Source organism: Acidimicrobiales bacterium (genome assembly GCA_041394265.1).
In the GTDB taxonomy this organism is placed as follows: Bacteria; Actinomycetota; Acidimicrobiia; order Acidimicrobiales; family SZUA-35; genus JBBQUN01.
Window position 1 is genome coordinate 1,880,205 of the sequence record JAWKIO010000005.1, and the last position, 21,034, is coordinate 1,901,238.

Consider the following 21,034-nt stretch of genomic DNA (forward strand, 5'->3'; position numbering starts at 1 on the left):
CGAATCACGACACGTCGATGGCGGCGATCACCTGGTTGATCTCGTCGATGAACGACGCTCTCGACAGATGACTACCGACCACCACGTAGAGAGCGAACGCTCGAGCGTTCACGTGGAAGAACTTCTGCGCCCCTGACTGTCCACGAATCGGACGCTGCATGCCGGTGGGCGAGAAGTCCTCGGCGGTGACACTCGGCAGCCCGGCGTGGTCGAACAATCGACTACCGATGACCGCCGGGTCCTCCTCGAGCAGGCAGATCAAGACGTCGCCGGCTTGCATCCGCTCGACGGCACCGCTGCCGAAATCACCTCGGTTCGGCGGGAGCGCGAAGTTGGCGATGTGCGCCCGAGGGGTGGCGACCACCGTGCCGGCCTCGGCCTCACCCGATCCGTTGTCGATCTCGGCTTCCCATCCAGCCGGCAACCCGACCCGCATCGAGGCGGTACGCATCAGCGTGAGATCCGAGGGGTCGTCGTTGTCGGTCATGTATCACGTCCTTTCGCGCTGCTCGGCGTGGTCACGGCGCGCCCGTGAGGGCCAGGCCAGCCGTCGCCACGGCCAAGATGATCAAGGCCGCTCGGGTCGCCAGTCGAATCCGAGGGACCGAGGCGTGGAGCCGTCGATGGAAGTCGACCAGTCGATCCGGCGTGGTGATCGAGCGGGCGAAGAGAATCGACGAGCCACGCACGGCACCGAACGTCACGCCGATGAGTACTGCCGCCGGAATGCTCCCGACCGCCACCATCGTGAACAGCCAGAGCAGCACTGCGGCCGACGTGATGTAGGTGGTGATGCCGGCGCCCAGTTGGAACCCGAAGCCGGCGCCGTACACCCAGCCTCGGAACGCACCCATCCAGTCCTCGTTGACCTGCCGCCGCACCGACGGCAGCGCCCGGCCGGAAAGATCGAAGAACACGGCGATCACTGCCACCACGGCCACGGCGACGAGACGGCGGCGATCACCGGCGACGAGCGGCACCAGGTTGACAGCGGCGCCGATCGACCCCAGGAGCAGCCCCGTGAACGCGCCACCAACGGCGCTGCCGAGCGTGAAGGCCGTCGCTGTCGTGGAGAAGTGGTTTCGTCGACCCCGCTCACCGAGGGGGTGGATGCTCGAGAGCATCGACTCGCCTCAGGGCGACCAGGTCGAACGGATGGCGCCCAGCACTGCGGCGGTCACGCCGACGACGACGATGGCTGCGATCACTCGGAGTCGACCGGGCGATGGTGAAGTCGTGGGTCGCCCGGCTCGATACCGGCGGCGCGAAGATCGAGGTCGATACGTTCCTGACGACGGCGCCCCATCAACACGTCGCGGCGGCGGAGGTCGCCCTCGGCATAGCCGGCATCGGCCAGGGCCCGGTCGAGCAGCTGAGAAACGAGCGCCCAACTGTGTGCGGCACCTTCGCCGGCGACGATGCCGCGGCGACCGTCGACCAGCACGAAGTACGGCGCCACGGGGATGCGGTAGTCGTCCCACGCGTCGCTCGACATGATCGTGACGACGCCGGCAGGCGCCATGGCGGCGACATCGGCGGGGCTTTCCTCGTTGCCGCCCTTGGTGACGATCACCAACCGGGTGTCTGCCGGGAGCCGGGCGCCGTTGGCGAACTCGGACCAGAAGGTGGCGCAGGTGGCGCAGCCCGTGGTGAGAAAAGCCAGCAGCGTGGCGCTTCGCCCGTTCACGGCAATCGTACGCCCGCCGCCGGAGGGCGTTTCGCCGACGATGTCGGGGGCGCGCATGCCCGTCAGCTCGACCGGTCCCGGAACCCCGTCGATCGTGCGGATCGTGGGTGCGGTATCGGATGCGAACTCGACGGTGGGACGCAGACCGCTCGAGCCGGCCGAGCCGTGATGACCGACGCCATCGGGATCGAGGTCGATGCCGGCGTCGTGGAGGGCGCGCAGGATCACGGCGTGGCTACGCAGCAAGCCGACAACGAGCATGCTCAGCAGGCCGACGATGACGACGAGCAGCCAGACGACGACGGTCATGGGGCGAACCGTTCGATGGCACGAGCAAGGTATTCCTCGCTGCCGGACAGGAAGGTGGCCAGTTCGAGGTCGTCGTCGACGAGCAGGCGACCCGCCCAGAACTCGAGTCCGGCGTCGTCGGGTTCCCGGTCGAGGAACCGCAGGTAGAGGTTTCTGACTCGGCGGCGTCGCGACTCGATCGATCCGTAGAACGCCGCCGCGACGCCGAGCCGGTCGTCGGTGCCCTCGACATCGGCAGTCCAGAAGGCCAACCCGTCGGGTTCCGGCTCGCGATCGAGGATCTCGCGGTAGAGGCGAGCAACGTAGGCATCGACGGTGCCGGACGCTTCGAAGAACTCTGGTGAGCCGTAGAAGAGGGCGGCGACGCGGGCCGGCGTGACGCCGCCGAGGATCTGAGCCGTCCAATAGTCGAGCCCGGCGGCATCGGCCGAGCGGCCGAACACGGACTGATAGAGCATTTCCACGAAGTAGCCGATGTAGACCGCGGTCCGGGCCAGTGACATCGAGATGTGGCTGCGATTCTCGCCACTGGTGGTACGGGTTGCGTACTCGAGGTGTTCGGCGTCGGTGGGCGGACGCTCGAGGTAGTCCATGAAGATGGCATCGGCGAAGGCCAGCGCTTCGGGCGTCGGCTCGACGGGTGCCTCGAGGCACGGCCGATGGTGGAACGCCGTGGCCGGGTCGGTCCGGGCGATGGTCGAGCAGCCGGGGTCGATCTCCCACGGCTTGGTACAGGTGACCACTCGGCACATGATCGGGCCGACGCAGGCGATGTCGTTGTTGCAGTTGCCGTAGCGGAACGACGTGCAACCGTCGGCCCGTGAGTCGCAGGTTCGGCAGCCGCACTCGTTGTCGGCCGGTCGACACACGCCCCGAGCGCCGCAACCACAGTTGGGGTTGGTCTGGTTACAGTCCATGTAATAGCGGGCTGCGCCGTCGCAGAAGGTCGAGTTGTCGACCTTCCACCACCCCGCGAGGATCGTGTTGGTCGGACAGGCGTTCTCACCATAGATCTGGCAACAGAATTCGGTGTAGCCGTCGCAACACAGGTCGCCGCAGTCGCACAGCCGTTCGGTGCCTGCAGCCACCGCCTGGCGCGGACAGCGGCAGATCGAGGCGTAGGCCGTTCCGGGTCGCAGAACGTAGCTGGTGCCACTCACGGCAACCGCACTCCCGACCATTGCGGTACGTCCGACGAAGCCCCGTCGGCTCGTGCGCCGCTCGAGTACGGACGCCGCACGGTTGGTGAGGGTGGTGGTGAAGGTCATGGCTGGATCGGCGTTGCGATCGTGAAGGTGGGAACGGTAGGAGTCGTTGGGCGCTGCGCTCGTCGAAGGTCGGTGACCAACGACGGGGTCAGCAGGAACAGCAGCGCGGCAACGACGATCGCCGCAGTCAACGGAACGATTCGGGTGCCGGCGGCCAGTTCGTCACCCAACACGGAGGTGTCGGCCCCGAGCGAGACCAACAGCGCCATGACCGTCGACACCGCAACGGCGACGAGGTTGGCGACGAGGTGGAGCGGACCGGTGACCGACGCGTTGCCGAAACAGCCGCACGACGCACCGGGGTCGATGGATTCGACTCGACGGAGGAACCAGCTGAATCCCAGGTAGAGCATCGCCACGCCGCCCGATCCGACGACACGCCAGGTGTCGGCCACCGACGTACTGAGGAACACGACGGCGACCGCACTGCCGACGGCCACCTCGATCAGCCCGAGGAATCGGGCCGACCACTTGGCTCGGGCGAACCGACGTTGCGGAGGTCCCGACACGAGCCGGGCCGTGAGCAGCGCCCGGCCGGCGCCGGCAGGGCGGCGCAGCTTGTCGGCGCCCGACAGGATGAGTGCCACCAACAGGGTCGCAAAAAGTCCGGACAGGATGCTCATGACGGGCGAGAGCATAGCCAAGGGAGCGCACCGCCCAAGATCAACTCTCGATGGCGGGTCACCCGGAGGTGGCGGAAGGGCCAGGCACTGCGGGTTGGCGTTTCGCCGAGCTCACCGCAGCGGTATCGAGTTGTGCCCGGTCGGCGGCCGAGCGTCCGGACACCACACCGTGGTGGTCCCACTGGCGCGGCGCACGGCCGGGGATGACCTTGGTGAACAGCTGATCGAAGACCTCGCGAACCTCCGAGGCTCGCTGGTCGAGGACCGGCACCAACGACGTGCCCGTGTCGGCTTCGACCGATTGCTGGACCTCGGCGTTGATCTCGCGCAGCCGTTCCCCAACCCGGAAGGCATACGCCCGGAGGAAGGAGGAGCGGAACCCGCGGCTGCGATGGGTGGGGCCGAGGCGGGCCTGCTCGGCCATGGCCGACTGGGCTTGGACGAGCAACGAGGTGAACAGCACCTCGACGGCGGCAACGTCGGAGGCATGCCCGACCACCGAGGTGAGGCCGAGCGCGGAGTGGTGGACCGCGCGACATCCGCCGGCGTCGGCGACCACGGCGATGAGCGTGGCCTTCGGGGTCTCATAGGGAGCGTCGATCGGCAGGCGGATCGTGATCGGGTGCGTCCGCGTGGCATTCGAAGGTCGGGAGCTCGCGGCCACCAGGGCCTCGTCGATCAGATGCCGAGCCATCAACTGGTGTGCCTTGGCCGTGAACGCGTCGGCCTCGGCGGCGAAGGTGGTGGCCTCGGCCTTCGCCAACAGGGCCCGCACCTTGTCGAGGACGGGATCCGGCCCGAGCGAGTCGAGCAGTTCGACGGCGAGGGGCAGATCGATACCCGCCGGTGGCGGAAGCAGGCACGGCAGCTCCGGCAGTCCTGACCACGCAGCGACCAATGATCGGAGGTCGGCGGTCGTGATGGATGGGTGCTCGGCCAATGCAGCAACGAGCCAGCCGGACTCGACACCCTCGTCGGGAAGCTCGAGCCCGGCCACATGATCGAGCCATCGAGGGTGGTACGCGCGATCGGGGCGCGACCGGTGTTCGGCCGCCACCGCCAGGGTCGCGATCACGGCGACCGACGGCGGAGCCTCACGGCGGGCCTGACGAAGCAGCTCTGCGGGTTGCCAGCCCCGTCGGTAGGCATCGGTGACCCGCGAGGTCACCTCGGATTCGATTCGGTTCGGCAGGGTCGGATCGGGCCAAGGAGGGCAGCCGGGTGATGAGGCTGCATGGGATGAGGCTGCATGGGATGAGGAGATGTGGGACGCCGAGGTTGAGGATGAACGTGAGGAGGACGACATGGGTAGCTCTGTTCGTTGTCGTGCGATCGGGCCGATCGTGATCGGCGAGCCGTCGCCGGTGCGCAGCACCGCCGACATCGAGAACGACCCTACCCAGGCGGGGTGACACGCCCCGAGACCCGGGGTCGACGCAGCAACACGCACTGGTCGCCCCCGGTTCACTCAGATGTCACCCAGTGTGAGGATCAGGCCATGGCCGTTCGCTGGTACGGCGGCTCCCGCCCGCCACCTTTCCACAAAGCCCACAGACTTATCCACAAGAGAAAAGGTTGGATTTTCAGGGTTTCGACCCGGTTGTCCCCCGAAACTCCAGCGCTGTCATTCTCGCGCGGCATGCGTTGACTCACGCGCGACTCGTGTTGGAGTGGCGCGAACACCACCGACCGTGTTGGGTCTCCGTTCACTCCTCGCGCGCAGCGCTGCCGGCAACGGGCGTCGACTCATATCACCGCCGCCGGATACCGAAACTGCGACCAGATCCGAACGTCTCCGAGGCACTTGCATGCTGCTCGAACTGCGCCGCTACACCCGTCCGTGTCAGCTCGACATCCCGGCTGAGTCGCCGGGACCGGGCGCGTGGGACCGACCCCTTCCGACATGGACCGGACCGGTCCTCGGCCTTGCCTTCGGAACGCACGACATCGAGATGGCGACCCCGGCAACCGCAGCGCTGTACGAGGCCTACCCCGAGCTCGAACTGGTCGGATGCTCGACCGCCGGCGAGGTGCTCGGCGACGCCATCAGCGATGGTTCGGTGGTCGTGGCCTTGCTCCAGTTCGCGACCACGCCGGTCCGAGTCGTGTCCCGGTCGGTCGCCGACGATGCCGGCTTCGCTGGAGCAGAGGCGGGCGCCGAGTTGGCGTCGCCGACGGTCCAGGGTCAGCGACTCAGCGCCGTGCTGATGTTCATCGACGGGCTGTCGGCCGACGTCGACGCAGCGCTCCAAGGCGTCCGATCTGCGATCGACCCGAACGTTGCGATTTCCGGTGGTGTCGCCGGCGACGGGCTCGAGTTCGAGCGCTCGTGGACGCTGGTGGACGGCGTCCCCCGTACCGCCCACCTCACGCTCGTCGGCCTCTACGGCAATGACGTCGTCGTGGACCACGGCGTGGCCAACGGCTGGCGCTCCTTCGGCCCACCTCGGCTCGTCACGAGATCAGACGGACCGATTCTCTACGAACTCGACGACGAACCCGTGCTCGACATCTACGAGCACTATCTGGGCGACCGAACCGCGGAGCTGCCGAGCGCGGCGCTGCTCCTCCCCCTCGCCGTCACGCTCCCCGACGGCAGTGAGGTGGTGCGAACAATCCTTTCGATCGACGACGCTGCCCGCTCCATGACGTTCGCAGCCACGCTCCCCGAGGGTTCGGTCTGCTCGCTGATGCTCGGCTCCACCGATCGGCTCCTCGATGGCGCTGCGCAGGCGGCAATGCAAATCGACACCCCGGCATCGGGACCCTGCCTCGCCCTCGCGGTCAGCTGCGTCGGACGACGGATGGCATTGGGGGAGGAGACCGAGGACGAACTCGATGTCGTGGCCCACCACTTCGGCGACGCGGCTCACGTTCTCGGGTTCTATTCCTACGGCGAGATCGCACCCACCGACGAGGTGAACGCCACCGTGCACAACCAGTCGATGACGATCACCGCCATCTCGGAACGGTCATGACGAGCGGCACGGGCGACGCCGCGAACGAGCAGTCCTTCGACGGCGAGCTCATCGAAGGTGCCCACCCGAACCTTCGCCGCCAGCTTCGACGTGCCGGCATCGTGGCCGGACGTCCCATCGAACCTGCGGCACTGATGGCCCTTCTCCAACGCGTCGATCGGACCTACCGGGAGAACGAACTCACCCGCTACACACTGGAGCGGGCGCTCGACATCTCCACGATCGAGATGCGCAGCTACCGCCATCGGCTCGAGCAGCACACCGAGGAACAGCTGGCCGTCGAGAACGACCGGCGTCGGTCGGTCATTTCGGCGCTCGACCACGGTCTCGTGGCCATCAACTCAGACGACGAGGTGCTGTTCGTCAACGAAGCCGCGATCGCGCTGTTGGGTGGCGAGCCGGACTCCGGGACCGACGTGCTCGCCCGGTTCTCGCTCAAGGATCCTCGCAGCGGTGAACTCCTCACCATCGAACAACTCTGGCGAGACCTCACCGACGGTGAGGACATCACCGGAACCGTGGGTTACCTGTGCTCTCGGCACGGCCACACCGCTACCGCCAACACCAGTGCCGCCAAGATCAATGCCGCTGACATCAATGCCGGTCGCGATCGTCGCCCGGTGCGGGCGTCGATCACTCCGCTGGTCGAAGGCACCAAGATCACCGGCATGGTGCTGTTGTTCGATGACAGCACCGAGCGCAATGAGACCATGGAAAGCCTGGCCCGAGCCCTGCGGGAGGCCCAACGAGCCGCCGAGGCGAAGTCCCAGTTCCTGGCCAACATGAGCCATGAGATCCGCACACCGATGAACGGCGTTCTCGGCATGCTCGAACTGGTCGCTCACACCGAGCTCGACCATCAGCAGCGGCACTGGATCTCCGTCGCCCGGACCTCGGGCGATGCCCTCCTCGACATCATCAACGAGATCCTCGACTTCTCGCGGCTGGAGGCCGGCCGGACCGAACTCGAGAAGGTCGACTTCGACCCGGCACGCGTTGCCGACGACGTCATGTCGCTCCTCGGGCCGCGGGCGCAGGCGAACGGCCTGGCGGTGTCGGTGGTGCACGGCGTCGACCTGCCCCGCCGCGTGGTTGGCGACCCGGGACGCATTCGCCAGGTCCTGGTCAACTTCGTTGGCAATGCCATCAAGTTCACCCGCCACGGCAGTGTTCGCCTGCTGGTCGACCGGATCGACCCACCCACATCGCGTCGACCTCACGGTGATGGCACCACTCTCACCCAGACCACACCCACCCAAACCACACTCCGCTTCGTCGTCGAAGACACCGGCGTCGGCATTCCCAGCGACCGACTCGACGATCTGTTCGCCCCGTTCAATCAGCTGGACGTCTCCACCACACGGACCTTCGGTGGCACGGGCCTGGGGCTGAGCATCTGCCGCGAGACCGTGAAACTGATGGAGGGCAACATCGCCGTCGCCAGCCAGATCGGCGTGGGATCCTCGTTCGCCTTCACCGTTCCGGTTGGCCTCGCGCCAGGCAAGAACGACGAGCCCGGACTCGCCGATGACGACGCCACCATGGCTTCCGGAGGCGAGGTGCCCCACCTCCTCGTCGCCGAGGACAACACGATCAATCAGATCCTCATCAAGGCGATCCTCGACCACATGGGCGTGACCTACGAGATGGTCACCGACGGGCGCCAGGCCGTCGAGGCGGCACTCGAGCGACCGTTCACCGCCGTCCTGATGGACTGCCAGATGCCCGTGCTCGACGGCTTCGACGCCAGCCGCCGGCTCCGCGCCGCGGGCTCGACCGTCCCCATTCTCGCGCTCACCGCCAACGCACTGGCCGGCGACCGCGAGCGATGCCTCGACGCCGGCATGACCGACTACCTGGCCAAGCCCCTCAAGATGGACCACCTCCGTCGGGCCCTGGCCAAGTTGAGCGATGACCGGGCTCTCGACGGTCGAGGTGTCGGCCAGTAGCGTCCGTGCGGTGACGCTCCCTCCGGACGAACGACCCAGCCCCGACGAACGACCCAGCCTCGACCAACGACTCGGTGCTGCTCGAGCGAACTACGTGGCGAAACGACCCACCTCGCAGGCGATGGCCGACGAGGCCGGCCGGTTCCTTCCCGGCGGCCACACCCGGACCGTGCTGCACTTCGATCCCTTCCCGTTCCGGGTCGCACGGGCCGAGGGTGCAACGCTGACCGACGTCGACGGCCTGACCGTCGTCGACCTGCTCGGCAACTACACCGCCGGGCTGGCGGGCCACTCCCCCACTCCGGTCGCCGACGCCGTGGCGGCAGCAATGTCGTCGGGTTGGGCGCTCGGCGCCACCCATCCCGACGAGATCCGCTTCGCCCAACTCATGGTCGAACGTTTTCCGTCGCTCGAACGAGTCCGCTTCACCAACTCTGGCACCGAGGCCAACCTCATGGCCATCTCGACGGCCCGCCACGTCACGCAACGCCCGGCCATCGTGGTGTTCGCCGGCGGCTACCACGGCGGCGTGCTGACCTACGGCAGCTACGGACGCGCCATCAACGTTCCGTTCGACACCGAGATCGCCACGTTCAACGACCTCGAATCGGTGGTCGAGATCATGCAGCGCCGCAGCAGCGACATTGCCGCCGTGCTGGTCGAACCGATGCTCGGGTCGGGTGGGTGCATCCCCGCCGAACCGGCGTTTCTCGAGGGGCTCCGCCAGCTCTGCAACGATCACGCAAGCCTGCTGATCTTCGACGAGGTGATGACGTCGCGCCTGTCGCCCGGTGGTGCACAACAGCGGTACGGCGTGCTGCCCGACCTCACCACCTTCGGCAAGTACCTCGCCGGCGGCATGAGCTTCGGTGCCTTCGGTGGCCGGGCCGACATCCTGTCGATCTACGACACCAATCGATCGGGCGACGACGGACCGCTCGCCGGCCTGGAGCCACTCGGCCACGCCGGTACCTTCAACAACAACGTCCTCACCATGGCCGCCGGTGTGGCCACGCTGGAGCAGGTGGTCACGGCCGATGCCATCGGGTCGCTCAACGACAAGGGCGAGGATCTGCGCCGTCGCCTGTCGACCAGCTTCGAACGCGCCGGCGTGCCGATGTCGGTGACGGGTCTCGGGTCGCTCATGAACATCCACGCCGTTCCCGGCCCGGTCACCACGCCCGCCGATCTCACCGGAGCCGACGAGCGCTACCGCGAGCTCTTCTTCTTCGACATGCTCGACGCCGGGTACTACCTGGCGCGGCGCGGCTTCATCGCCCTGTCGATCCCGGTCACCTCGGAGCAGATCGACGGCTTCTGCGATGCCGTCGAGGCCTGGTGTGGATCGATCCCGACCGACTGAGCCGGTCAGCCGGCGTTGACGAACCAGGCGTCGATGGCCTCGGACAGCGACATCGTGGCCCGAGCGGTGATCCAGGCGTCGATCTCGGCGTCGGTCGGCGCGATGTCGGAGAACAGCGCCATGAGCCCGACGACTTCGCTGCGCTTGGCGGTGAGCCCGATGAGTTCCTGACCCTCGGTGAACTGCACGACGATGTTGCCCCGAGTGACGCGCTTGGCCGCGAGCTCCGCCAACCAGTAGGCCTTGCCCGCCTCATCGGGCTCACGATGGAGCACGTCGCGGTACAGCTGGTCGACGAAATCGCCGAAGGTGAGTTCGCCGTAGCGGGCCTTGAACTCGTCGCCATCGGCAAATGAGTCGGCGATTTGGGTGACCGTGGTGCCCGACCCTCGGGTTTCGAGCCAGTACTGGAGACCGGCGAAGTCGGGACGACGGAGGAAGTAGGCGACATACAGCCGGTCGATCTGGGCGACCGACGACGAGGAGTTCACGTACGGAGCGATGGCGCTGGCCAGCCCGTCGGAGACCACGGCATTGGCGAGCACGATCGCCTCGGCCGAGGTCGGTTCCCGACCCGTGAAGGTGGTGAAGACATCGGTGCTCATGGCCAGCGTGGAGTCGAACGGGCCGAGCATGCTGGCCGGAATCGACGGCAACCCGACTCGGGTCTTCGCCGCGTCGACACTCGGGGTCGGGTTGATCGACACCCCATCGGGCGTCTCGATCTCGAAGTGCAGGTGCGAACCGGAGTTCTCCGCGTTGCCCGAATCACCCATGTAGCCCACCAGCTGGCCGGCAGTGACTCGAACGCCCTGACCCATACCCGGGGCGTAGGCGAACTCGAACGGGTTCGCTCCATCGTCGGTGCCCGGCGTGTCGTTGTTCATGTGGGAGTAGTGATACTTCCAGCCGTCATCGGCCGTGAGGGCGAAGTAGTTCCCTCGGGTGATGTCGTGGCGGAACCAGGTGATCACACCGTCGGCCGCGGCCAGGAGTGGCGTGCCCTTCGGACCCATCATGTCGACACCGAGGTGGGAGCGGCCACCGCTACGGGGCGCACCGAAGGTGTCGGACCAATAGACGCTGTCGAGATGAGCGGCATCGACCGGCAGCACGATGTCGTGCACGACGACCTCGGCTCCCGCAGGGCTGGCAGGGACTGCGACGACGGCAGTTGCGAGGGCGCTGAGGGCCACGGCAACTCCGGTCAGGCGTTTCTTCAGCAAGGGGATCTCCTTCACAGGCGCTGTCGACCATTGCGTGGTCCGAACTTTCGCCTTGAACGGGTTTCGTCACCGTATCGACATATTTGCCCAACATGCGTATGGGTCATTTGCACCATCCGCGCCGTGCGGATCGGGCATCGCTACCTTGAGCCGGGCTCGATGGGTGGAGGAGCGATGGCTCCCCGCGCCCTCCGCGGCTGCTGACACCGTCACCCGGGTGGAGCCGAGTGGATGGGCCGCTACCCTTTGGCGGTCGGTCGTGGCCATTCGGTCACCACCAGTCGAACGTCTGAAGAGGTCACCGCCATGTCGATGGTCTGCCAAGTCACCGGCCGCAAGCCGAGCTTCGGTAACAGCATCTCCCACTCTCACCGCGTGACGAAGCGGCGCTGGGATCCGAACATCCAAACGCAGCGTTTCTGGCTCCCGAGCGAGAAGCGTTGGGTCAAGCTGACGGTCAGTGCCAAGGGCATCAAGACCATCAACAAGAAGGGCATCGAGACCGTCGTTGCCGACATGCGCCGCCGAGGAGTGAAGATCTGATGGCCAAAGCAGGTGACAAGCGTCCCGTGATCAAGCTGCGCTCCACCGAGGGCACCGGTTTCACGTACACGACTCGCAAGAACAAGACCAACACTCGTGAGCGCATCGAGCTTCGCAAGTACGATCCCGTGCTGCGTCGCCATGTGATCTTCAAGGAAGAGCGCTGATCGCTCCTCCCGTTCCGCTCGGCTGACGAGCGAGCCAAACGACCTCGAAACGGCGCACCACCGGGTGCGCCGTTTCGCGTTGGCACCACAACGGGGCCGAACCCACTAGTTTTGCCCTGGTGCAAGCACTCAAGCGGCGACTCACGACCATTCCCGCCGTGCTGCTCGCGGTGCCGTTGTGGTTCGTGCTCAGCCCGCTCGTCGTACCGATCATCGTGCTCTTCGATGTGATGACCGGGCGCTTCGATCTCCCCCTGGTGCGGTTGTGGGCGTTCGCGCTCGTCTTCTGTTTCCACGAGTGGATCGGGATCAGCTATGCCGCCTGGCTCTGGACGACCGGAGGCTTCGGGCGCCGCATGCGCAACGACGCACACGTCTGGATGCAGGGCTGGTGGTCGACCTCACTCCTCGGCTGGGCAGATCGGCTCCTGTCGGTCCACATCGACGCCGATGGCGTTCCGCTGCCCGAGGGCAATGTGATCATGCTCAGCCGCCACGCCAGCATGGTCGATGCGATCATTCCGGCTCACCTCTTTCCCACCAGGTTCGAGCGACCGGTCCACTACGTCATGAAGAAGGAACTGCTGCAAGTCCCGAACATCGACATCTACGGGCATCGCCTCGGCAATCACTTCGTCGACCGCACCGGCGATACCGATGCCGAAGTCGCGCAGATCGCCGACCTGGCCGCGCAGGCGCACCCCGATGCCGGACTCGTCATCTTCCCCGAAGGCACCTACGCCACGCCGAACACCAAACGTCGCGTCAGTGAGTCGCTCGCTCGACGAGGCGACGACACGGCGCTGCGTCTCAACGAGCAGCTCACGCATCTGCTCCCGCCCAAGCCGGCCGGCACGCTGGCGTTGCTTGCGAACTGCCCCGACTCCCCGATCGTCATCCTCGCGCACACCGGCCTCGAAGGCGTCGCCGAGCTGAGCGGTCTGCGCCGACATCTCCCCCTCCACCACCCCGTCATCGTTCGCTGGTGGGAAGTCGACCGCTCGACGGTTCCCACCGACCCGGCCGACCAGGTGGACTGGCTCAATGGTCAGTGGCTCGCGCTCGACGAGTGGGTCAGCGAGCACCGAGCTCGCTGACCCACTCGTCCGCAGAGGCCAGCGCTCAATGCCGGCGATGTCCGCCGCTGACCAGCCCCGAAGTGCAAGACTGTCTGCGATGCCTCAGCTGTCCAGCACCGAGTACCGGCAATTCCTCAGCGAAGAGACGACGCGGCTGCGCGCCATCTCGCCGGACCATCTCGACATCGACCTGCCACACATCGAGGGCTGGACGGTCGGCACCGTCATCGGCCACACGGGTTGGGTGTTTCGCTACGTGACACTGGCGTTGGCCGCCACTCCGGATCAGCCGCCGCGGCGCGCCGATGTCCCCGAGCCGCCACTGGGCGAGGCCGTCCTCGACTGGTTCGCCGACGGTGCCGATGCTCTCATGGCGGCCTTCGACGCCGTCGACCTCGAGCGCATCGTTCCCACCTTCACCGGACCGCAACCCGCCCGCTGGTGGCTCCGCCGGTTGGCCCACGAAACGGCTATGCATCGCTGGGATGCCGAATCGGCCATCCGCTCGCCGCAGCCCATCGACCCCGCGTTGGCGCGCGACGGCGTCGACGAGGTTTTCGAGACGTTCGCTCCGACACGTCTCAGCTTCGATGCGTTGGCGGGGACCGGCGAGGTCATCCATCTCCACGCGACCGACATCGACGATGGCGAGTGGTTGGTCACACTCGGGCCAACCGAGATCACCTGGACCACGGGTCACGCCAAGGGCGATGTCGCCGCACGGGGTCCGGTCTCCGATCTGCTCCTGGCGTTGTGGAGTCGTCTCCCCCCGAGTCGCCTGGAACTGTTCGGCGATGCGAGCCTGCTCGATCGGTGGCAGGCCGCCACCACATTCTGATCCGGTGATCCTGCCTCGGATCAGACCGCGATGGTTCAGACAGCGATGACCGGGAGCAGGGGTTCCTCGGGCACGTCGTAGTCGCCGTCCCACCGGCCGAGACGGTTCTTCCAGTTGGATTCGCCGCACACGGCTTCGGCGTAGGCCGCCTGACGCTTGGCGACCCGGCCAGAAGGTTCGCTCGGCATCTCGTCGTCGTACTGGGCCTCGATCCCCAACTTCAGATTGCGCAGCGCCTCGGAACGCAGCTGGCTCACCCGGGACTCGGTGACACCCAGGAACCGGGCCAGCTCCTCCGAGGTACGACCCTCCAGGAAGTAGCCGACGACGACGAACCGCTGACGTTCGGGCAGCAGGCCCACAGCGTCACGCAGGTAGGCGTGCAGCTCGCGGGTCTCGAGCTCCTCGAGCGGCTCGACCGAGCTCCGGTCCTCGAGCACGTCGACCAGGGTCAGTTCCTCGTCGCCTTCGTCGCTGGTCTCGTGATCGAGCGCCAGGACGACCGAGCGGAACAGACGGTCTTGGAGTTTCGCGAGTTCATCGACCGACACGCCCAGTTCGTTGGCCATCTCGGGCAGCGACGGCACTCGCCCGAGTTCCGACGCCAGCTGCTGTTCGGTCGCCTCGAGTCGACGGGCCAACAGGCGCACCGAACGGGGGGCCCAGTCGGCCGCTCGCACCGAATCCAGGATCGCCCCCCGGATTCGCTGTGCGGCAAAGCGTTCGAACGGCACGCCCCGACTCTCATCGAACCGACGTGATGCTTCGACCAGACCGAGGGCGCCGGCCCGAGCCAGATCCTCCCGGTCGACGTGGCGGGGGAAGTGCACCGCCACCTGGAACACCACGTGCTTCACGAGCGGCAGGTTCGCCTCGATCCGCCCGTTGATCTCGGCCTTCGTCATCTCGCCCATCGTCTTCATCCTCTGGTTGTCCTCCATACGCCAAAGGTTCTCGGCACACAGAACACAGAACTTGAGGAGAAATTCGAGAATTTTTTCCCTACGGATCAATCGGCCACTCTGGGTGGTTCCTTGAGCAAAATCTCGCGCCTGGCGTGAGATCAGTCCACATTTTGCTACACGAGGCCGGATCCTTCGTAGGTTTCGACCCGCACACCACGGTGTCGCAGGGTCCGCAGCAGCTCGAGTCGGCCGGGATGTTCGGCCAGCCCGTAGGCACCGACGGGGCGGACATCGGGGCCCAACAGGTCGATGGCACTCACGGCCGCCACGGTGCCGGCGGCAAGGGACGGATGGTCGGCGACGCCATAGACCAACGTTTCGACCCGCGAGCCGCACCGGCCCCGCACCTCGACGCGGATCGCCCCAGGACCACCATCGGCGTGAGGCGGACGGAGCATGGGCAGTCTTGAGGTGAGGCGATCACGCCGGGTCGCCGACACTCGAGCGGTCAATCGAGTTGCCTGCGGGAAGACCCGCTGCAGCAGGAGTGGACTCGGGAGATCCGCCCGATAGCAATCGCGGGCGCCGATGGGATCGGGGAACCACACCAGTTCACGGCCGGACCCGCCGGCCCGCACCACCCAGTCCCCGTGCTGCAACTCGTGACCGGGGTGCTTCATCGCTCGATGGTGCTCACGAGCGCAGGCAGGACCGCCGGTGCCGCTCTTCGCGACCGACACGAATTCGACCACGTCGAGACGGTCGGCTGCACGGCGCGCCAGGAGACAACTCAGCCCGGGGGCGAACCCCGCACCCACCAGCACGGTGCAGTCGTTCGCCTCGGCCTCGTGACCCAACTCGAGAAGGCCGGCAACGTCGCCCGGATGATCGGTGATGGAAACGACATGGCGACCGTCTCGCACAATGGCTCTCGCCAGTTCGGCATGCGTACCGGCCGGTGTGGCCAAGATGACCACGTCGGCACCACCGCCACCGATGTCGCCCAGTATGGCGATCCCCAATTCATGGTGTTCCAGTGCCGCAAGTACCCGCCGCTCATCGACATCGAACAGCGCGAGTTGCTCGGGGTGGCTGCTCGCCAGTTGCCGAGCGGCATGGGTTCCGGCGGCGCCGAGGCCGACCACCGCCAGTCGCATCAGCGGAGATCGTCGTCGGTGACCTCACGCCAGCCACCGCTGCGGGGCGGCGTTCCGCCTGTACCCCGTAGGCGGAAGAAAGCGGCGACGAGCCCGGCCATCGACATGGCGGCAACGACTCGTCGGACCAGGGTGATCATGGCGACACCGTAGCAGTGGTCACCGTGGCGTCAGCCGGTGAGTGCTCGAGGCACCGAAAAACTGGAGATGCCACCCGAGGGGGTGGCATCTCGACACGCTTCGTGGGGCTAACAAGAGTTGAACTTGTGACCTCACCCTTATCAGGGGTGCGCTCTAACCAACTGAGCTATAGCCCCGAGGCGAACGGCCACGATACCGCTCGCACGCGGAACCAACTACTTTTGATCCTCTCGGACCCGCACGGTTTCTTCCTCGATCACCGTGATGCGGATGCCGCCGACCAGATCGGAGATCAGGTTGAAGACCACGGTGAGCAGCACGACCAAGACCGACGACGCGAGCGTCAACATGCCCGAGATGATCACCGCCGCCCGGAAGACCTGTTGGGAGTTGATCTCGAAGGTCTCATAGTCGGCGAGTTCACGGATGAAGTTTTCGACGTTTTCGACCGTTCCGGCGGCGATGGCCGCATTCCAGACCAGGACACCGGCCAGCAGCATGGCCGAGAAGAAGGCCAAGTGGAACAAGATCGAGAACGTGAGCACCGACCACGGGTCGATATGGCGGATCACCCGACGAGATTTCTTGGCTCGGAGCTTCTTTTGCGAACGGCCCGTCGGGCGGGTGAGGCTGGTCGAGCTTGCCGCAGCTGCTGCGGTGGCGCTCTCGAGGTCGAGACCCGAGGCCGGCCGAGTGGTCACGGGCTCGCCTGGGGCGAGATCGGGGGCAAAGGTTCGCTCGAGTTCGAGCTCTTCGCGCTGGCCCGGATCGAGATCGATCATCGGGGCAGATCCAGACGGAGCGGTCAGATCAAGCGACGCCGTCGGTGCCTCGTCGACGAATGCCACTGGCGCCGGCTCATCGGCCTCATCGAGGGCTGCGGCCTCGACTGAGGGGTCGTGCGCCGGCGTCGCGAAAGCCTCGGCCGTCTCCGACGCCCCGGGCGTCTCGAAAGCCTCGGCCGTCTCCGACGCTCCGGGCGTCTCGAGATCGTCGGAGCCCGATGCATCGAGCACCTCCGAGGACGGCGACGTCATCGGCTGATCGTCGACCGGGATGACGGCCTCGGCGTCGAGCTGCCCGGAATCGGCAGCGTCGTTGGCGAAGAGATCGCGGGTCGAACCGGACTCGGCGTCGATCACGGACTCGGCTTGCCGACTGAACAACCCGCGAACGCCGAACCGCCCTCGCGACGAGCGGCTGGCGGCGCCATCCTCGACAACCGCATCCTCGACAACTGTCGGTGCGTCGTCGATGATCTCCAGATCGTCGACGACGTCGATGTCATCGACACGATCGCTGCTCGAGGGCGCGGCGGTGACGTCGGCTTCGGTCTCTGTGGCCATCGTTGCTTCCTGGGCGTCGGTCGCCGAGTTTTCGGCATCGGCAGATGGATCGGCGGTGGTCGACTCGACGGACCCGGACGCGTCGTCAACGACGGCGTCATCGCCTGAGGCGTCCTCGTCGATGATCTCCACGTCGTCGATCACCGCGACGTCGGTTGCGGCGAGATCGTCGGTCCGGGGCTCATCGTTCACGGCGGTGTCTGACGCAGGGTCATCATCGCTCGAGTCGGTGTGGTCGGCATGGCCGTTGCTGGCGTGACCGTTCGACGATTCCTCCGCGACGACGGGGTGGGGTTCGACGTCGGGCTCGACCGTCACCGGCTCGAAACCGAGCGCAGCCACCAGGTCGGCGCCAAGAACCACTGAGTCCTTCGCCGAGGGATCGTCAATAGACATACTGGTCGCAGTCTATGGTCACAACGCGGCCAAGAGCGATCACCCGCCGCCAAAGCCCTCGAGCCGCCGTTCAGCTGTCGCTTCGGCCACCGTGCCCTCGGCTGACCGGACCTCGACGGTCACCTCGTTGTCGGTGGCGGCGAAGCCGGTCAGGACGGCATCGTTCGCCAACGCCATCGCGGCCGCAGCCGCCCGACCCTCGGCGACACCTGCCAGCGCAGCGGCATCGGCCGCGGCCTGCGCCCGGCTCCGATCAATGACTCGGCCGGTGACCCCACCCACCAGCAGGGCGGCAATCACGATGAAGGCGCCGGCGAAGCCGATGAGCGCGATCATGCTGCCACGCTCCCCTTCCGGGTGGGGCGAGGATTGACCATGCATGCTTCTTCCTCCGTTGCATCACCTCGCAAAGAGGTGCTGGATCTGTTCGGGGGAAGATGAGGCGACGGCGGGCCGGCCGGCTCGCGGCTCAGTCGGCGTCGTTGTCCTCGGCCTCGGGTTCGATGTCCGACTCGTTCTCCGAGTCATCGAGCGCAGCGCCTGCATCCGGCACCGCATCGGACAACTCGGCCACCTCGGTTGCCTCGGGGACGAGGACTCGAGCCACCGCCGACACGGCGTCGCCGCTGCCGAGATTCATCACCGACACGCCGGTGGCGTCGCGTCCTTGTTGCGAGACGGTGCCCACGGCGGTTCGGATGATGACCCCGTGGGACGAAATCAACAGGATCTCGTCGTCGGGGCCGACGAACATCGCACCGACCACGCGGCCCTTGCGCTCGTTGACCTTGACGCATCGCACGCCGAGGCCCGACCGGCCCTTCGGCGTGAAGAGATCGGGGTCGGTTCGCTTGCCGAAACCTTCACTCGTGATGACCAGGAGTTCGGTGTCGGGCTGCATGACGTCCATCGACACCAGCTCGTCGCCGGAGCGGAACTTCATGCCGCGGACGCCAGCCGCGGTGCGGCCCATCGGCCGTACCTGTTCCTCTGGAAACCGCAACGCCTGTCCCTGGCGGGACACCATGAAGATGTCGTGCACACCATTGGTGGCAACGACCGACACGAGTTCGTCGCCATCGTTGAGATTGATGGCGATCAGGCCGGCCCGGAGCGACGAGTCGTAGGCGTTGAAGAGGGTCTTCTTCACCCGACCCTGTCGAGTGGCGAAGAAGAGGAAGCGCTTGGTCTCGTAATCCCGGGTGTCGATGATGGCCTGGATCTTCTCGTCGGGTTGGAGCTGGAGCAGGTTGACCAGCGCCATCCCCCGAGATGATCTCGACGTGACCGGGATCTCGTGGGTCTTGATCCGATAGACCCGGCCCCGGTTCGAGAAGAACAACAGGTAGGCGTGAGCCGACGTCTGCAGCAGGTGGGCGATGATGTCATCGTCGTCGTCCTTCAATTTCGCTGCGCTCACGCCCCGCCCGCCCCGAGCCTGGGTACGGAACTCGTCGATCGAGACCGACTTGATGTAGCCGCTCGTCGACAGGGTCACCACGAGCGCCTCGTCGTCGATGAGATCTTCGATGTCGAGCTCTCCGGGGTCGGTGACGAGAGCGGTGCGACGGGGGCTGCCGAAGGTGGAGCGGATCTCGGCCAGTTCGTCCTTGATCACGCCATCGAGGATCTGACGATCGGCGAGGATCGCTTCGAAGCCGGCAATGGCCTCTCGCTTCTCGGCCAGTTCGGTGTCGATCTCGATGCGTGCAAGGCGCGTGAGACGACCGAGGTTCATGTCGAGGATGAAGTTCGCCTGGATCTCGGAGAACTCGAACGGCTCAGCCATCAGCCGCGAACGAGCATCCGGGCGATCGTCCGATGCTCGGATGGTGGCGATGATCTCGTCGATGACGTCGAGGGCTTTGATGAGACCTTCGAGGATGTGCTCGCGCTTTCGCGCCTCGGCCAAGCGGTATTCGGTCCGCCGGGTGACGACCTCGCGCTGGTGTCCGACGTAGCTGACGAGCGCGTCGCGCAGGTTCAGCGTGCGCGGCACCTCGTCGACCAACGCGACCATGTTCACGCCGAACGTGGTCTGCATCGGGGTGTACTTGTAGAGGTTGTTCAATACGACGAGACCGGTGGCGTCTCGCTTGAGGTCGAAGACGAGCCGGAGTTCGCCCTTGGCCGACTCGTTGCGGATTTCACGGATGCCGGCGAGGTCGCCCTTCTCGACGAGCTCGGCGGTCTTGCGAGCGATCTGGTCGACCGAGGTCTGATACGGCACCTCGGTGACGATGATCTGATCGTGGGTCTTGCCCTCGACGATTTCGGCCACCGCTCGCATGCGAATCGAGCCACGGCCGGTTCGGTAGGCGTCGCGGATGCCGACACGGCCGAGCACCTGGGCACCGGTCGGGAAGTCGGGTCCCTTCACGTATTCCATGAGATCGTCGACGGTGGCGTCTTCGTTGTCGATGAGGTGGACGACGGCGTCGATGACTTCTTCGAGATTGTGCGGCGGGATGTTGGTGGCCATGCCGACCGCGATGCCCTGGCTGCCGTTGACCAGCAGGTTCGGGAACCGTGACGGCAACACGGTGGGTTCACGATGCTTGCCATCGAAGTTGTCACGGAAGTCGACGGTGTCCTGGTCGATGTCGGCCAGCAGTTCCATCGCCAGCGGGCGGAGCCGACACTCGGTGTAGCGATAGGCGGCGGGTGGATCGTCGGGTGAACCGAAATTGCCATGCGGATCGATGAGCGGATTACGCAACGAGAAGCTCTGACCCATGCGAACGAGGGAATCGTAGATCGCCTGGTCGCCGTGCGGGTGGTACTTGCCGATGACGTCGCCGACCACGGTGGCGCACTTGACGTGGCTGCGATCGGGCCGGTGGCCGGCGTCGAACATCGACCACAGGATGCGGCGGTGCACCGGCTTCAGGCCATCGCGGGCGTCGGGCAGCGCTCGAGAGATGATGACCGACATGGCGTACTCGAGGAACGATTGTTCCATCTCCGCCTGGATCTCGATCGGCTCGATGTTGTCGCCGGCGTCACCGCCGTCGGTCGTGGTGCTGTCGGGAGGTAGGTCGCTCATGGAATCAACTCTT

21 protein-coding genes and 1 tRNA gene are annotated in these 21,034 nt (G+C 66.3%); 8 read left to right on the top strand and 14 right to left on the bottom strand.

Annotated features, from left to right (window positions below):
- Positions 1-4: 4 nt before the first annotated feature.
- The 6 genes from R2733_09195 to R2733_09220 form a co-directional block, all read right to left on the bottom strand.
- Positions 5-487 carry a hypothetical protein gene (locus tag R2733_09195; protein MEZ5376672.1) on the bottom strand — a complete coding sequence of 161 codons (483 nt, stop codon included), beginning with the start codon at positions 485-487 and terminating at the stop codon, positions 5-7.
- A gap of 31 nt (positions 488-518) precedes the next feature.
- On the bottom strand, positions 519-1,124 hold the full coding sequence (locus R2733_09200; GenBank protein ID MEZ5376673.1) for a hypothetical protein: 606 nt from the start codon (positions 1,122-1,124) through the stop codon (positions 519-521).
- Between the two features lie 80 nt (positions 1,125-1,204).
- Positions 1,205-1,996: a hypothetical protein gene (locus R2733_09205; GenBank protein MEZ5376674.1), complete on the bottom strand. Its 792-nt coding sequence runs from the start codon at positions 1,994-1,996 to the stop codon at positions 1,205-1,207.
- Positions 1,993-3,264, bottom strand: coding sequence for a DUF4214 domain-containing protein (locus R2733_09210; protein ID MEZ5376675.1), 1,272 nt, complete (start codon positions 3,262-3,264; stop codon positions 1,993-1,995). Before R2733_09210 ends, R2733_09205 begins: the two co-directional genes overlap by 4 nt.
- The gene (locus R2733_09215; GenBank protein ID MEZ5376676.1) at positions 3,261-3,887 is read right to left on the bottom strand and encodes a hypothetical protein; all 627 of its coding nucleotides are present in this window, start codon (positions 3,885-3,887) and stop codon (positions 3,261-3,263) included. Before R2733_09215 ends, R2733_09210 begins: the two co-directional genes overlap by 4 nt.
- Before the next feature lie 58 nt (positions 3,888-3,945).
- Positions 3,946-5,055, bottom strand: coding sequence for a DUF2786 domain-containing protein (locus R2733_09220; protein ID MEZ5376677.1), 1,110 nt, complete (start codon positions 5,053-5,055; stop codon positions 3,946-3,948).
- Between R2733_09220 and R2733_09225 the strand changes: the two genes are divergently transcribed.
- The 4 genes from R2733_09225 (at position 5,039) to R2733_09240 (ending at position 10,177) form a co-directional block, all read left to right on the top strand.
- On the top strand, positions 5,039-5,299 hold the full coding sequence (locus R2733_09225) for a hypothetical protein (GenBank protein MEZ5376678.1): 261 nt from the start codon (positions 5,039-5,041) through the stop codon (positions 5,297-5,299). The genes R2733_09220 and R2733_09225 overlap by 17 nt on opposite strands.
- Positions 5,300-5,695: 396 nt before the next feature.
- Positions 5,696-6,865 carry an FIST N-terminal domain-containing protein gene (locus R2733_09230; protein ID MEZ5376679.1) on the top strand — a complete coding sequence of 390 codons (1,170 nt, stop codon included), beginning with the start codon at positions 5,696-5,698 and terminating at the stop codon, positions 6,863-6,865.
- Entirely contained in the window at positions 6,862-8,814 is a 1,953-nt protein-coding gene (locus tag R2733_09235) for an ATP-binding protein (protein MEZ5376680.1), read from the top strand. Before R2733_09230 ends, R2733_09235 begins: the two co-directional genes overlap by 4 nt.
- A 10-nt stretch (positions 8,815-8,824) precedes the next feature.
- A complete protein-coding gene (locus tag R2733_09240; protein MEZ5376681.1) occupies positions 8,825-10,177 on the top strand; it encodes an aspartate aminotransferase family protein in 1,353 nt (450 codons plus the stop codon).
- 5 nt (positions 10,178-10,182) lie between these two features.
- Here the strand turns inward: R2733_09240 and R2733_09245 are convergent, their stop codons facing one another.
- Positions 10,183-11,403, bottom strand: coding sequence for a DUF4214 domain-containing protein (locus R2733_09245; GenBank protein ID MEZ5376682.1), 1,221 nt, complete (start codon positions 11,401-11,403; stop codon positions 10,183-10,185).
- Between the two features lie 306 nt (positions 11,404-11,709).
- On the opposite strand from R2733_09245, the gene rpmB reads away from it, so the two are divergent.
- The 4 genes from rpmB (at position 11,710) to R2733_09265 (ending at position 14,030) form a co-directional block, all read left to right on the top strand.
- Positions 11,710-11,946 carry a 50S ribosomal protein L28 gene (gene rpmB / locus R2733_09250; GenBank protein MEZ5376683.1) on the top strand — a complete coding sequence of 79 codons (237 nt, stop codon included), beginning with the start codon at positions 11,710-11,712 and terminating at the stop codon, positions 11,944-11,946.
- Complete coding sequence (gene rpmG / locus R2733_09255; protein MEZ5376684.1) at positions 11,946-12,113, top strand: 50S ribosomal protein L33; 168 nt, start codon at positions 11,946-11,948, stop codon at positions 12,111-12,113. The genes rpmB and rpmG overlap by 1 nt, the downstream gene beginning before the upstream one ends.
- A 119-nt stretch (positions 12,114-12,232) precedes the next feature.
- A complete protein-coding gene (locus tag R2733_09260; GenBank protein MEZ5376685.1) occupies positions 12,233-13,210 on the top strand; it encodes a lysophospholipid acyltransferase family protein in 978 nt (325 codons plus the stop codon).
- A 79-nt stretch (positions 13,211-13,289) separates the two neighbouring features.
- The gene (locus tag R2733_09265; protein MEZ5376686.1) at positions 13,290-14,030 is read left to right on the top strand and encodes a maleylpyruvate isomerase family mycothiol-dependent enzyme; all 741 of its coding nucleotides are present in this window, start codon (positions 13,290-13,292) and stop codon (positions 14,028-14,030) included.
- Between the two features lie 35 nt (positions 14,031-14,065).
- Here the strand turns inward: R2733_09265 and R2733_09270 are convergent, their stop codons facing one another.
- The 7 genes from R2733_09270 to gyrA form a co-directional block, all read right to left on the bottom strand.
- On the bottom strand, positions 14,066-14,944 hold the full coding sequence (locus tag R2733_09270; protein ID MEZ5376687.1) for a FliA/WhiG family RNA polymerase sigma factor: 879 nt from the start codon (positions 14,942-14,944) through the stop codon (positions 14,066-14,068).
- Positions 14,945-15,108: 164 nt separating this feature from the next.
- Entirely contained in the window at positions 15,109-16,092 is a 984-nt protein-coding gene (locus tag R2733_09275; GenBank protein MEZ5376688.1) for a Gfo/Idh/MocA family oxidoreductase, read from the bottom strand.
- The gene (locus R2733_09280) at positions 16,092-16,232 is read right to left on the bottom strand and encodes a hypothetical protein (protein MEZ5376689.1); all 141 of its coding nucleotides are present in this window, start codon (positions 16,230-16,232) and stop codon (positions 16,092-16,094) included. Before R2733_09280 ends, R2733_09275 begins: the two co-directional genes overlap by 1 nt.
- Before the next feature lie 103 nt (positions 16,233-16,335).
- Positions 16,336-16,409: transfer RNA gene (locus R2733_09285), tRNA-Ile, on the bottom strand.
- A gap of 39 nt (positions 16,410-16,448) precedes the next feature.
- On the bottom strand, positions 16,449-17,975 hold the full coding sequence (locus tag R2733_09290) for a DUF3566 domain-containing protein (GenBank protein MEZ5376690.1): 1,527 nt from the start codon (positions 17,973-17,975) through the stop codon (positions 16,449-16,451).
- A gap of 39 nt (positions 17,976-18,014) precedes the next feature.
- Positions 18,015-18,311: a hypothetical protein gene (locus R2733_09295; GenBank protein MEZ5376691.1), complete on the bottom strand. Its 297-nt coding sequence runs from the start codon at positions 18,309-18,311 to the stop codon at positions 18,015-18,017.
- Between the two features lie 133 nt (positions 18,312-18,444).
- Complete coding sequence (gene gyrA / locus R2733_09300) at positions 18,445-21,021, bottom strand: DNA gyrase subunit A (GenBank protein ID MEZ5376692.1); 2,577 nt, start codon at positions 21,019-21,021, stop codon at positions 18,445-18,447.
- Positions 21,022-21,034: the final 13 nt, after the last annotated feature.